Origin of the sequence: Duganella sp. HH101, from assembly GCF_001758795.1 — a bacterium.
GTDB classification, from domain to species: Bacteria; Pseudomonadota; Gammaproteobacteria; order Burkholderiales; family Burkholderiaceae_D; genus Rugamonas; species Rugamonas rivuli.
Map to the genome: position 1 here is coordinate 38177 of NZ_LRON01000006.1, position 12954 is coordinate 51130.

Annotated in this window: 11 protein-coding genes and 3 tRNA genes; 12 read left to right on the plus strand and 2 right to left on the minus strand. The window is 66.1% G+C overall.

Features of this window, described 5'->3' with window-relative positions; genetic code table 11:
* Positions 1-25 precede the first annotated feature (25 nt).
* Positions 26-1546, minus strand: coding sequence for an ATP-binding protein (locus DUGA2_RS11415; RefSeq protein WP_168167778.1), 1521 nt, complete (start codon positions 1544-1546; stop codon positions 26-28).
* A gap of 306 nt (positions 1547-1852) precedes the next feature.
* On the opposite strand from DUGA2_RS11415, the gene DUGA2_RS11420 reads away from it, so the two are divergent.
* The 3 genes from DUGA2_RS11420 to DUGA2_RS11430 all read left to right on the plus strand — a co-directional run bounded on the left by DUGA2_RS11420 (position 1853) and on the right by DUGA2_RS11430 (position 2452).
* Positions 1853-1937, plus strand: a tRNA-Leu gene (locus DUGA2_RS11420).
* Positions 1938-2099: 162 nt separating this feature from the next.
* Positions 2100-2184: transfer RNA gene (locus DUGA2_RS11425), tRNA-Leu, on the plus strand.
* A 183-nt stretch (positions 2185-2367) separates the two neighbouring features.
* Positions 2368-2452, plus strand: a tRNA-Leu gene (locus DUGA2_RS11430).
* 55 nt (positions 2453-2507) lie between these two features.
* Here DUGA2_RS11430 and DUGA2_RS11435 read toward each other — a convergent pair.
* On the minus strand, positions 2508-3356 hold the full coding sequence (locus DUGA2_RS11435; RefSeq protein ID WP_070269405.1) for an NAD(P)H-binding protein: 849 nt from the start codon (positions 3354-3356) through the stop codon (positions 2508-2510).
* A 127-nt stretch (positions 3357-3483) separates the two neighbouring features.
* On the opposite strand from DUGA2_RS11435, the gene DUGA2_RS11440 reads away from it, so the two are divergent.
* The 9 genes from DUGA2_RS11440 to DUGA2_RS11475 all read left to right on the plus strand — a co-directional run bounded on the left by DUGA2_RS11440 (position 3484) and on the right by DUGA2_RS11475 (position 12873).
* Positions 3484-3903 (plus strand): helix-turn-helix domain-containing protein, encoded by a 420-nt coding sequence (locus DUGA2_RS11440; protein ID WP_070269406.1) that lies wholly within the window; start codon positions 3484-3486, stop codon positions 3901-3903.
* A 69-nt stretch (positions 3904-3972) separates the two neighbouring features.
* Positions 3973-6162, plus strand: coding sequence for an ATP-binding protein (locus tag DUGA2_RS11445; protein ID WP_070269407.1), 2190 nt, complete (start codon positions 3973-3975; stop codon positions 6160-6162).
* Positions 6163-6261: 99 nt separating this feature from the next.
* Entirely contained in the window at positions 6262-7419 is a 1158-nt protein-coding gene (locus tag DUGA2_RS11450; RefSeq protein ID WP_307170101.1) for a GGDEF domain-containing protein, read from the plus strand.
* A 3-nt stretch (positions 7420-7422) separates the two neighbouring features.
* Positions 7423-7632 carry a hypothetical protein gene (locus DUGA2_RS11455; RefSeq protein ID WP_070269409.1) on the plus strand — a complete coding sequence of 70 codons (210 nt, stop codon included), beginning with the start codon at positions 7423-7425 and terminating at the stop codon, positions 7630-7632.
* A 65-nt stretch (positions 7633-7697) separates the two neighbouring features.
* On the plus strand, positions 7698-8261 hold the full coding sequence (locus tag DUGA2_RS11460) for a phasin family protein (RefSeq protein ID WP_070269410.1): 564 nt from the start codon (positions 7698-7700) through the stop codon (positions 8259-8261).
* Between the two features lie 59 nt (positions 8262-8320).
* Complete coding sequence (locus DUGA2_RS11465; RefSeq protein WP_070269411.1) at positions 8321-8782, plus strand: hypothetical protein; 462 nt, start codon at positions 8321-8323, stop codon at positions 8780-8782.
* 99 nt (positions 8783-8881) lie between these two features.
* Entirely contained in the window at positions 8882-9664 is a 783-nt protein-coding gene (locus DUGA2_RS34995) for a hypothetical protein (protein ID WP_373994830.1), read from the plus strand.
* A gap of 81 nt (positions 9665-9745) precedes the next feature.
* On the plus strand, positions 9746-10531 hold the full coding sequence (locus DUGA2_RS35000; protein WP_373994831.1) for a VRR-NUC domain-containing protein: 786 nt from the start codon (positions 9746-9748) through the stop codon (positions 10529-10531).
* Positions 10519-12873 carry an ATP-dependent DNA helicase gene (locus tag DUGA2_RS11475; protein ID WP_070269412.1) on the plus strand — a complete coding sequence of 785 codons (2355 nt, stop codon included), beginning with the start codon at positions 10519-10521 and terminating at the stop codon, positions 12871-12873. The genes DUGA2_RS35000 and DUGA2_RS11475 overlap by 13 nt, the downstream gene beginning before the upstream one ends.
* Positions 12874-12954 lie beyond the last annotated feature (81 nt).

Sequence of the window (12954 nt, forward strand, 5' to 3'; positions counted from 1 at the left end):
AGTGCCGAAAGTCATGTGCGCGACCTCATTGCAACGCCGTGCTCCATTCCAGTTGCAGATGGGCGCCGATCTCGCGCAGCAGTTCGCGCTCGTCGACCGGCTTGCTGAGGAAGGCGTTGGCGCCCACCTCGAGCGAGCGGGCCGCCTCTTCGGGCGTCGAACTGGCCGAGATGATCAGCACCGGCGTGTTGGCGGTGCGGGCGTCGGCGCGCAGGCGGCGCGTGGTTTCGATGCCGTCCATGTCGGGCATCACCATGTCCAGCAGCACCAGGTCCGGCACGCGCGCCTGCACCTGGCGCAAGGCGGCGATGCCGTTGTCGGCTTCCAGCATGCGGAAGTCCAGCGCGCCCAGCAGGTCGCGCAGCAAGGCGCGGTTGGTGGCGACGTCGTCCACCACGAGTATGGTTTTGCGCGGCCCCAGATAGCCGGTGGCCGTATGGCCGTCGCTGCTGACGGCGGCTGGCGCGGCCACCACCCGCATCGGCACGTCGAACCAGAAACGGCTGCCCTGCCCCAGCCGGCTTTCCACCTTCAGCTCGCCGCCCATCAGCCGCACCAGCTGGCCGCTGATCGCCAGCCCGAGGCCGGTGCCGCCGGCGCGGCGCGACGCCTCGCCCACCTGCTCGAACGGACGGAAGATCGCCTCGACATGGTCGGCCGCGATGCCGATGCCGTCGTCGCGCACCTCGAAGCGCAGTCGCGCCACGTCGTCCGCATCGCCGGGCGCCGGCGGCAGCGGCAGCACGCGCAGCCGCACCGTGCCGCGGTCGGTGAACTTGACGGCGTTGCCCAGCAAGTTCAGCAGCACCTGGCGCAGCCGGGTCTCATCGGCGTCGATCGCCAGCGGCAGGCCGGCCACCAGCTCCAGCTCGAAATGCAATTGCTTCTGCTCGGCGCGCACGCGCATGATGTCGGCCACCACCGACAGCAGCTCGCCCAGCGCCACCGGCTTGGGATGGAACTCCATCTTGCCGGCCTCCACCCGCGACAGGTCGAGCACGTCGTTGATCAGCGCCAGCAGATGCTGGCCGCCCTGCTGTATCGTGCCGACCCCGGTTTGCTGCGCGGCGCTCAAACCCTTGTCGCGCTTGAGGATTTGCGTATAGCCGAGGATGGCGTTGAGCGGCGTGCGCAACTCGTGGCTCATGGACGCCAGGAAGGCGCTCTTGGCGCGGTTGGCGACCTCGGCGCGCTCCATGGCGGCGCGCAAGTCCTGGTTGGCCTGCAGCAGCTCGGCGTTGACGGCCTCCAGCTGCGCCGGGCTGGGAATGCGCAGCGCCACCGGCACCAGCCGCACCAGCACCACGGCCGTCACCACCGAGGCGGCGGCGGTGATCGCCTTCAGGATCACGGACAGCCAATAGTCGGGATGCCAGATCACCCAGATATCGGCCAGGTGGGTGCCGCCGCAGGCCAGGATGAAGATGCCGAAGGCGATGAACATCCAGTCGAACGGCATGTCGCGGCGCTTGCGGATGAAGTACAACAGCGTGACCGGGATGGTCAGGTAGGCCAGTGCGATCAGCGCGTCGGAAATCACGCTCATCCACAGTATCGAGGGTATCCACAAAAAACAATGCCCGTGCGGCATGAAACCCTGGCTATCGAACCAACTGCTCAGCATGTCCATTGCCTGTCTCCGGTTGTTACGGGTGGCGGGGTAGCACACAGGAGCTTACGAAAGTGTGAGCAAACAAGCAAGCAGGAAAAATCTCCGGTACGCTCCCGTGTGGTCGCATGCAATCTTTCTCAAAAATCAGCATTTCGCTCTTGACGCGGGTGCGCCGCTCCCCTATGATTCTGGCCTCTGTTGCAGCACACGCAGCGACGGAAAGCAGCAAAGCAGTACAGTGCCCACGTGGCGGAATTGGTAGACGCGCATGGTTCAGGTCCATGTGCCGCAAGGTGTGGGGGTTCGAGTCCCTCCGTGGGCACCAAAAAATTCCGCAAAAAAGCCTCCATCGAGCTGAAAAGCAGATGGAGGCTTTTTTCATTGTGCGCCGCCTTCATCAATTTGCAGACAGCCCTTGACGGCGCCTCCGCCATGCGGCATGATGCTGCCTCTGTTGCAGAACACGCGGCAGAAAAGCAGCAACAGTGCCCACGTGGCGGAATTGGTAGACGCGCATGGTTCAGGTCCATGTGCCGCAAGGTGTGGGGGTTCGAGTCCCTCCGTGGGCACCATAGAATTCCGCAAAAAAGCCTCCATCGAGCTGAAAAGCAGATGGAGGCTTTTTTCATTGCGCCCGCCCTGCACGCGGAAGAAATTATTTCATAAAAGCACGAAATCTCTATTGACGACGCCCGGGGCGTCCTTTAAGATTCGGGCCTCTGTTGCAGAACACGCAGCAGAAAAGCAGTAACAGTGCCCACGTGGCGGAATTGGTAGACGCGCATGGTTCAGGTCCATGTGCCGCAAGGTGTGGGGGTTCGAGTCCCTCCGTGGGCACCAAGAATTCCGCAAAAAAGCCTCCATCGAGCTGAAAAGCAGATGGAGGCTTTTTTCATTACAGCGCCGCTTTGACGGCGTCCGCCAGCGAGATGGTGGGACGGCCGATCAGCCTGCCCAGCGTGCCGCTGTTGTCATCCAGCGCGCCCTTGGCTGCGTGCGCATCCGAATCGGCGATCAGCTCGGCCAGCGGCACCGGCAAGCCGATCTCCACCAGCATGTCGCGGTAGGCCTGCTGCGGCAGGTTGTGGAACGGCAGCGCCTTGCCCGACTGGCGCGACACCTCCGCCGCCAGCTCGCCCAGCGTGAACGCGCGGTCGCCCGCCAGCTCGTACACTTGCTCGACCGGCCCGGCGCCGGTCAGCACCGCCGCCGCCGCATCCGCATAATCGGCGCGGGCCGCCGCCGCGATCCGCCCTTCCCCCGCGCCGCCGGCCAGCGCGCCGTGCGCCAGCGCCCCGCCCAGGCCGCCCGTGTAGTTTTCCACGTACCAGCCGTTGCGCAGCAAGGTGTATGGCAGGCCGGAGGCGCGCACCGCCGCCTCGGTCTCGCGATGCTCGGCCGCCAGCGCCAGCGGCGAGGTATCGGCATGCAGCACGCTGGTGTAGGCCAGCAGGCCGGCCTTGGCGCGCACGGCGGCGTCGACCACGTTGCGGTGCTGCGCGCCGCGCTGGCCCAGTTCGTTCGACGAAATCAGCAGCACCTTGGCGGCGCCCTGGAAAGCGGCGTCCAGCGAGGCGGGATCGGCATAGTCGGCGCGGCGCACCTGCACGCCCTGTGCGGCCAGGTCGGCGGCCTTGGCGACGTCGCGCACGGCGGCGACGATCTGTGCGGCAGGGACGGTTTTCAGCAGGCGGGCGATCACCAGGCGGCCCAGTTGGCCGCTTGCGCCAGTCACGATAATCATATGGTCTTCCTTTGAGTAAGCTGCCACGGGGAGGTTTCCGCGCGGTCAGGGCTATAATAAGAGCTATACTTACGAATTGTAAGTACGTACAATTTGGTAAGTACCCCAACCACCCGAGGAAGCCCACATGAGCCAAGTGAAATCCAGCCGTTCCCTGCGCAAGGTGCTGATAGCAAACCAGGACCACCCGCAGGCCCAGGTGCTGGCCGCCGAATGCCCGTCGCGCATCGTGCTGGGCCATATCACCAGCCGCTGGGGCGTGCTGGTCTTGGTGGTGCTGCTGGACGGCACCCACCGCTTCAGCCAGCTGCGCCGCGAGATCGGCGGCGTCAGCGAAAAAATGCTGGCGCAGACGCTGGACGCGCTGGCCGGCGACGGCCTGGTGCTGCGTGTCGCGCAACAGGTGGTGCCGCCGCACGTGGAGTACAGCCTGACGCCGCTGGGCCGCCAGGCGGCCGAGCGGCTGGAGGTGCTGGTCGACTGGATCGAAGACAATTTCCCGCTGATCCGCCAGGCCCAGGAGGCTGCCGCACTACAAGCTGCATAAAGGCTTGACCCGGCCCGTCCATCCTGTGACACTGGCTGCCATCGCCTACTGCGGAGCGGACCACCAGCCATGATGCAGCCGTCACCATCCGATCAGCCGGGCATCGTCCTGCTCGCTACCAACACGACCTACGATCTCGCCACGCTGAGGGTCATGCTGGCGCCCCACGGCCTGCAGGTCGAGCAGGTGCGGCGCGGCGACGAAGCCCTGGCGCTGGTGGCCGGCGGCCGTGTCGTCATGGCGCTGCTGGACGTGACGCTGGCCGGCAGCGCCCGGCTGGAGCTGTGCCAGCGCATCCACGCCGACGGCGCGCTGCCGGTGATCCTGCTGTCCGGCGCCCCCACCGCCGACGAGCACGAGCGCGCCTTCGAAGCCGGCGCCTGCGCCTACCTGCCGCTGTCCTTCCCCAGCGAAGACGTCGCTGAAAAAATCCTGCTGCAACTGCAGCGGATCGCGCCGGCGCCGGTGTCCGACCTGCCGACCATGGCGACGCTGGAGGTCAACTACCACCACATGCTGTCCGGCTCGCCGGACGCCATCCTGCTGATGCAGCGCGGCAGCAACCGCGTACTGGATGTCAACCGCCGCACCCGCACCCTGTTCGGCATGACCGAGACCGAGCTGATACAGACCGACCTGCCCGCGCTGTGCCCGCCGTTGCAGCCGGACGGGCGGCCGTCGGCAGCAGTGTTCGCCGCCTACGTCGAGCAGGCGATGGCGGGCGACGTCCAGGTGTTCGAGCTGGCGGTGCTGCACAGCTCCGGCCGCCAGATCGCGTGCGAGCTGCGCATGGTGCCGCTGACCACGCCCGAGCACCGGCTGATGCATGTGCGCATCGTCGACGTCAGCAGCCGCAAGCTGGCCGAGCAGCTACGCGACGGCAAGAACCAGGTGCTGGAAATGATCGCCCGCGGCGATCCGCTGAACGACACGCTGGAACGCCTGACCCTGCTGATCGAATCGCAGGCGCCGCCGGTGCTGTGCACGGTGATGCTGGTGGCGCCGGACGGCGTCACGCTGCAGACGGCCGCCGGCCCCAGCCTGCCGGCCGACTACCTGGCGGCCATCAACGGCCTGCCGGCGGGGCCGGTGGGCGGCTCCTGCGGCACCGCCATCCACCGCCGCGAAACCGTGGTGGTCAGCGACATCCTCAACGACCCGCTGTGGGCGCCCTACCGCGACATCGCGCTGCGCTACGGGCTGCGGGCCTGCTGGGCCATGCCCATCCTGCTCGACCAGGGCACGGTGCTGGGCAGCTTCGCCATGTACTACCGCGAGCCGCGCAGCCCGACCGAGGACGACCGCCGCCTGATCAAGGCCGCCACCCACCTGGCCGGCATCGCCATCGCCAGCACCCGCCGCGAGGCCGAGCTGGTGCGCCATCGCGAACACCTGGAGGAGCTGGTGCACGCCCGCACCGCCGAGCTGCAGCACGCCAAGGAGGAGGCCGAGCACGCCAACGAGGAACTGACCACGGCGCTGGACAACCTCAGCCAGACGCAGGAAGAGCTGGTGCGGCGCGACAAGCTGGCGGCGCTGGGCGCGCTGGTGGCCGGCGTGGCGCATGAATTGAATACGCCGATCGGCAACTGCCTGACCATGGCCGGCAGCATGGCCGAGCGCACCGCCGGGCTCCAGCGCGACATGGAGGGCGGACTGCGGCGCTCGGTGCTGGAAAGCTATCTGCAACAGGCGGCCGACGCCGACCAGGTGGTGCTGCGCAACCTGAACCGCGCCGCCGCGCTGGTGGCCAGCTTCCGCCGCATCGCGGTCGACAGCGCCAGCTCGCCGCGCAGCCGCTTCGTGCTGGGCGACCTGGTGGCGCAGCTGCTGCAGGCCACCCAGGCCACCGTCCAGCAGCGTGGGCTGGAACTGGTCGAGGAGATCGAGCACTGGATAGAACTCGACAGCTATCCCGGCCCGCTGGCGCAGGCGCTGGAAAACCTGATCGACAACTGCATCCTGCACGGCTTCGACGGCCGCGACGGCGGCAGCATCATGATACGGGCCCAGGACGCCGGCAACGGCGAGATCGCCATCACGGTGGCCGACGACGGCGTCGGCATCCCGGCCGCCAACCTGGCGCGCATCTACGATCCCTTCTTCACCACCCGGCTCGGCGCCGGCGGCTCCGGCCTCGGTTTGTATATCACGCACAACATCGTCACCGGCGTGCTGGGCGGGCGCATCGAGGCCGTCAGCACGCCGGGACTGGGCAGCAGCTTCACCATGCGCCTGCCCCGCGTGGCGCCGCTGTAAGCGGGCTCAACTATTTTCCTACACGCAAATATTGCAGCCGTATAATAGGTTGTATCAGACCGGCAATCAGCCGGCCCCTAGCCGAAAGAGACTAGTCCCGTGCGTCCAAAACCCGCCCATCCCGCGCAGACGGACATGGCAAGCCTGCGCTGCGAATTCAGCGACCCTGCGGCCGAGCAAGCCTTTTTGCGCCACCATCTGGCTACGACGCAGGCGCAACTGCGGGTGACGTTCGTCTTCTGTTCGCTGTTCTACCTGAGTTTTGCCGTCACCGACGTCATCTGGCTGGGCTACAGCCTGCACACGGCGGTGCTGGCCGGCGCGCGCCTGCTGGTGGCGGCCTCCGCCCTGGGCAGCCTGGTGCTGCTGCGGCGCCGGCCCGTATCCATCGCCGTCACGCGGGTGGTGGCCAGCGTGGTCGAAGTGGCGGGCGCGGCCGGCTTCCTGCTGATCGCGGCGCTGCGGCCCGGCGAGTTTTCGCTGCATGCGATCTCGATGTCCATCGTCGTCATCGTCATCTACATCTACATCCCGAACCGGCTGCTGTACGCGGCGGCCATCGCGGCGCCGGCCACGCTGGGCTTCCTGCTGCTGGCCGACCGGCTGGGCCATCTGCGCAGCGTCGAGCTGGCCACCATGGCCGCGCTGCTGGCGCTGACCAATCTGTTCGGCTACGTGGCCGCGCGCCGCTACCAGCTACTGCTGCGCAACGAATACAGCGCGCAGACGGTGCTCAAGAACCTGTCCGTGCGCGATCCGCTGACCGGCTGCTACAACCGCCGCCATCTGCACGAGCAGCTGCTGGAGACGGAGATCTCGCGCGCCCAGCGCTACCGGCTGAGCCTGACCGTCATCATGAGCGACCTCGACCATTTCAAGGCGGTCAACGACAACTACGGCCACAACGGCGGCGACGCCGTGCTGCAGCGCTTCGGCGCCCTGCTGCAATCGATGACGCGCGACAGCGTCGACAGCGTGGTACGCTACGGCGGCGAGGAATTCCTGCTGATCCTGCCGGAGACCGACCTGGCCGGCGGCGCCCTGCTGGCCGAGCGCCTGCGGCACGCGCTGGCCGCCACGCCGGTCGAGTACGAAGGCCAGCAGATCCACATCACCGCCAGCTTCGGCGTGGCCAGCGTCGACTTCGCCAGCTCCACGCACGCCGCCCACCTCAACATGATCGCCTCCGCCGACGATTTGCTGTACGCTGCCAAGAATGGCGGCCGCAACCGCGTCTGCACCCAACAACTGGTTTGAACCATGAACAAACTCCAACGATGCGCCGCCGTGGCCGCCCTGCTGGCGCTCTGCAGCGCCAGCCTGAACGCCGGACCGGCGCCGTGGTACAAGTGGCGCAGCAAGCTCGACAACGGCATCGCCTGCTCGCAGACGCCGCTGGGACCGGGCTGGGAAAAGGACTCCGGCCCCTATAAAGATAGCCGTTGCGAAAAGTTAGTTCTTGTTAAATAATGGGGCCACAACAACAGGGGGAACCCCGGAGTACGAGCTACATCCCATCATCTTGAGGAGACTGTATGTTTACGAATCCCGAACAATTTGCCAACGCCACCAAAGCACTGTTTGAATTTCAGCTCGAAACCTTCAACACCCTGACCAGCAAAGCCGTACAAGGCGTCGAACAAGTCGTCGCCCTGAACATGGCCACCGCCAAGACCCAACTGGAAGACGGCCTCGCCGCCGGCAAGGAAATCAGCCAGACCACCGATCCCAAGGCCGCCATATCGCTGGCCGCCGCCAAGGTACAGCCCGGCATGGCCGGCGCCGCAGCGTACAACCAGCAGCTGGGCGGCATCATCGCCGAGATCCGTGAAGAATTCACCCGCGCCGCCGACGCCCACATGACCGAAGCCAAGAGCACGTTGAGCGCGCTGATCTACGACGTCACGAAGAACGTGCGTCCCGGTTCGGAGAATGCCGTGGAGATCGTCAAGACCGCGATCGACAACGCCTTCAGCGGTTACGAGCAAGTGACCAAGGCCACCAAGCAGGCGGTGGAAGCGGTCGAAGCGCAGATCGCCAAAGCCAGCGCGCTGGTCGACCAGAACACCGTCAAGCCAGCCAAAGCCGCGAAGAAATAAACCCGTCCTCCTCCCGCACCAGCCAGGCCTGCGCGCCTGGCTTTTTCGTTGTTCGAACAATGAATCCCGACCAACAGTTCGACGATCAGAACCTGGCACGCGCAGAAGCGATTCTGCTCGCGCACGAAGTCGCCCGCGATTACTTTCAAGGGGAGCTCTATGATCGTCAAAACAACCGTCTGCAAGGCTTGACGCTGGAACGTCACGACGGCGATGTGCTCGATCAGTTGGAGGATTCTGCTAAACTATCTGTACGATGTTTTGCAAGGGCATCAGCCATGACCACCGCAAAGAAAACGCCAATCAGCAAGAGCATGGAATACACGCTCGAAGCGGCGTTGCGCCGTTCCCGGCTAGCCGCGACGAATCTTCCTCTTGAGCGGGAGGTTCGGCCAACGAACGGCAAGATACGCGTCGTCCTGAACGGCAAATCCATTTCCCGCGACAAGCTGGAGTCAATATTCTTCTCTTCAGCCATCAACATTCCTGAATTCGCGCAAGCTCGCAAAAAAACTGACTGAGATTCCCTGTCGACGCAGATTCTTTAATTTGCTGGGCGTCCGCCATCAAATACGGTACACTGTACATAAACACAGTTATCGTAACAGTTCGCGCCCGCAATGATCAAAGTCCTGGAAAATCCCTTTTACTACCTGGAGAACTTCCAGCAGGTACTGACCTGGATCGGCGACCGCTACGACGACCTGCTGACCGCCGACGAACGCGCCCTGATCACCGCCTTCCCCGCCCTGCCCCAGGCCTCGCGCGCACTGTTCGTGCGCATGGTGATGCGCAAGGGCACGGTGTTCCGCGCCAGCAAACTGGTGTATGCCGAAATCGGCAGCACCCACGAAGCCGCCCGCCCGCTGGCCGCCATCGGCCTGATCGAGGAAGACCCCGCGCTCGACCTGGAACAACTTTTCGACCTGCTGCAAAAGCCGGAGATCGGCAAGATCTTCCAGCTGCCCGCGCACCAGCGCCAGCTGCGCAAGGCCGACCAGCTCGAAGCGCTGCGCGCCCGGTACGAAGGCCAGCACCGCTTCTCCATCTGGTACGAAGACGCAGGCGACCACTGCTACCGCAACCTGACGCAGGAACTGTGCGACCGCCTGCGCCTCATCTTCTTCGGCAACTACCATCAGGACTGGACCGAGTTCGTGCTGTCCGACCTCGGCATCTACCAGTACGAGAAAGTCGATTTCTCGCCGGCCGCGCGCGGCTTCCGCAGCCGCCGCGACATCGACGACTTCCTCGCCCTGCACCGCTGCCACGAACGCTACCTCGAAGGCGAGCCCGTAGACGAGGTGATCCGCGACCTGCCGCCCTGCCCCGAAGACAACGAATGGCTGCGCAGCCGGCGCGACCAAGCTGTCACCTTCCAGCAATCCAGCCCAGCACCTTGAAAAGCAGCTCCGGCCTGGCAGGCCGCGCACGCGCTCTACGCCGCTTGCAACTACCCCGGCGCCCGCGCCCGCGCCGTGCGCGTGCTGGAAAAAGACGAACAGCCGCGCGCCGCCTTCGAACTGCTGCAAGCCGCGCTGCAAGCGCCGGAAAGCGAGGCGGAGCGCCAGCAACTGCTGCGCATGGAACCGCGCCTGGCCCGCAAGCTCGGCCACGCCAAGCCGCGGGCCACCACGCCCGCGCAAGCGCTGCGCATCGACCTCAACCTGCCGCCGCCGGCGCAGCCCGACTACGTCGAGTTCGTCGTGCGCGACCACCTGACGCGCGACGACGCCCCCGTCTACTACGTCGAGAACGCGCTGATCAATTCGCTGTTCGGCCTGCTGTGCTGGGACGCCGTGTTCAGCCCCATCCCGGGCGCCTTCTTCCACCCCTACCACCGCGGCCCGGCCGACCTGCACAGCGCCGATTTCCAGCGCCGCCGCGCCCAGCAGTTCGACGCCGCGCTGGCCCAGCTCGACAACGGCCAGTACCGCGCGACGATACACGCCAACTACGCCACCAAGGCCGGCATCCAGTCGCCCTTCGTCTACTGGGAAACGCTGGACGGCACGCTGCTCGACCTGGCGCTGGACTGCATCCCGGCGCTGCACCTGAAGCGCGCCTTCGAGCGCATCCTGGCCGACATCAAAGCCAACCGCAGCGGCTTCCCCGACCTGATCCAGTTCTGGCCGGCCGAGCGCCGCTACAACATGATCGAAGTAAAAGGCCCCGGCGACCGCCTGCAGGACAACCAGCTGCGCTGGATCGCCTACTGCGCCGCGCACGACATGCCGGTCTCGGTCTGCTACCTGCAATGGGCGGCATGAGCGCGAGCATGCAGGCGGCCCCGCCCCGCTACACCATCGCCGTGCGCGCGCTGTGCGAGTTCACCGCCAAGACGGGCGACCTCGACCTGCGCTTCACGCCGTCGCCGACGGCGCAGGAAGGCATCGCCGGCCACGCCACCGTGACCGCGCGCCGCGACGACGACTACCAGGCCGAGCTCGCGCTGTCCGGCGACTACGGCCCGCTGCACGTGCGCGGCCGCGCCGACGGCTACGCCCCGCGCGCGCGCCGCCTCGAAGAAATCAAGACCTATCGCGGCGACCTGAAGAAGATGCCCGACAACCAGCGCCAGCTGCACTGGGCGCAGCTCAAGGTCTACGGCCACCTGCTGTGCCAGAGCCTGGCACTGGAGCAGATCAACCTGGCGCTGGTCTACTTCGACATCGGCAGCCAGAAGGAAACCGTGCTGCAGGAAGAGCACACGGCGGCCGGCCTGCAAGCGTATTTCGAGCTGCAATGCGAGCTGTTCCTGCAATGGGCGCGGCAAGAGCTGGCGCACCGCACCGAACGCGACGCCCAGCTGAAGGCGATGCGCTTCCCGCATGCCGACTTCCGCCCCGGCCAGCGCCAGCTGGCGGAAGCGATGTACAAGGCCAGCAATCGCGGCGTGTGCCTGCTGGCGCAGGCGCCCACCGGCATCGGCAAGACCGTCGGCAGCCTGTTCCCCATGCTCAAGGCCAGCGCCGAACACGGCGTCGACAAGCTGTTCTTCCTGGCCGCGAAAACCTCGGGCCGGCAGATGGCGCTGGACGCGGTCGACGTGATCCGCAGCGGCGCCCCGCTGCTGCCCTTGCGCACGCTGGAGATGGCGTCCAAGAGCACCGCCTGCGTCAACCCGGACAAGGCTTGCCATGGCGATTCCTGCCCATTGGCGCGCGGCTTCTACGACCGCCTGCCCGCCGCCCGCCAGGCCGCGCTCGACATCATGGCGCCGCCCGCGCCCGGCGGCGCCTTGCTCGCGCTGGACCGCGAGACGCTGCGCGCCATCGCGCTGGCGCACGAAGTCTGCCCCTACTACCTGAGCAGCGAAATGGCGCGCTGGTGCGACATCGTCATCGGCGACTACAACTACTACTTCGACCTCAGCGCCATGCTGCACAGCCTGACGCTGCTCAACGACTGGAAGGTCAACGTGCTGGTGGACGAGGCGCACAATATGGTCTCTCGCGCGCGCAAGATGTATTCGGCCGACATGGAACACGCCGCGCTGCGCCTGCTGCGCAAGCTGGCGCCGGAACCATTGAAAAAACCGCTGGACCGCGTGCACCGCCAGTGGAACCAGCTGGAGAAAGACCAGTCCGGCGAGTACCAGTCCTACGCCGCGCTGCCGGAAAAGTTCATGGGCGCGCTGCAGACGGCGGCCACCGCCATCGCCGACTACATGGCCGAGCACCCATCGTATGTAGATGCGGATTTGCAGAACTTCTATTTCAACGCGCTGCTGTTCACGCGGCTGGCCGAAAGCTTCGGCGACCACGCGCTGTTCGACATCGAGAAATCCGCAGGCGCGCGCGCCAGCCATTCCAATTCCGTGCTGTGCATCCGCAACATCGTGCCCGCGCCCTTCCTCAAGCCGCGCTTCGAAAGCAGCCACAGCACGGCGCTGTTCTCGGCCACGCTCAGCCCGTGGAACTACTTCGGCGACATGCTCGGCATGCCGGACAGCACGGCCTGGGTCGACGTCGAATCGCCCTTCGTGGCGGAGCAATTGTCGGTGCAAGTGGCCGCGCACATTTCCACGCGCTACCAGCACCGCCAGCAATCGCTGCGGCCGATCGCCGAGCTGATGGGCGAGCAGTACCGCCGCCAGCCGGGCAACTACCTGGCCTTCTTCAGCAGCTTCGATTACATGGAAAAGGCCGCCAACCAGTTCGCCGAGCGCTACCCGGACGTGCCCGTGTGGCGCCAGTCGCGCCGCATGGACGAGACGGAACGGGCGCAGTTCCTGGCCCGCTACACGCTCGACAGCGAGGGCATAGGCTTCGCCGTGCTCGGCGGTTCGTTCGGCGAAGGCGTGGACCTGCCGGGCGCGCGCCTGATCGGCGCCTTCGTCGCCACGCTGGGCCTGCCGCAGATCAATCCCGTCAACGAGCAGATCCGCCAGCGCATGGACGCCATCTTCGGCGCCGGCTACGACTACACCTACACCTTCCCCGGCATGCAGAAAGTGGTGCAGGCGGCCGGCCGGGTGATCCGCACGCAATCGGACCGCGGCACCGTCTACCTGATCGACGACCGCTTCGGCCGCCCGGAAATACAACAGCTGATGCCGGCCTGGTGGCGCATCGAGGTGGCCGGAACGGGACGCCCCCCGGCGCAGTGAATCGCTGCGGGTGGAACGATAGCGATATGCAATCAACTGCCTGCGGCAGGTCTGATATATTGGCTGGACCGGTCCACAGCG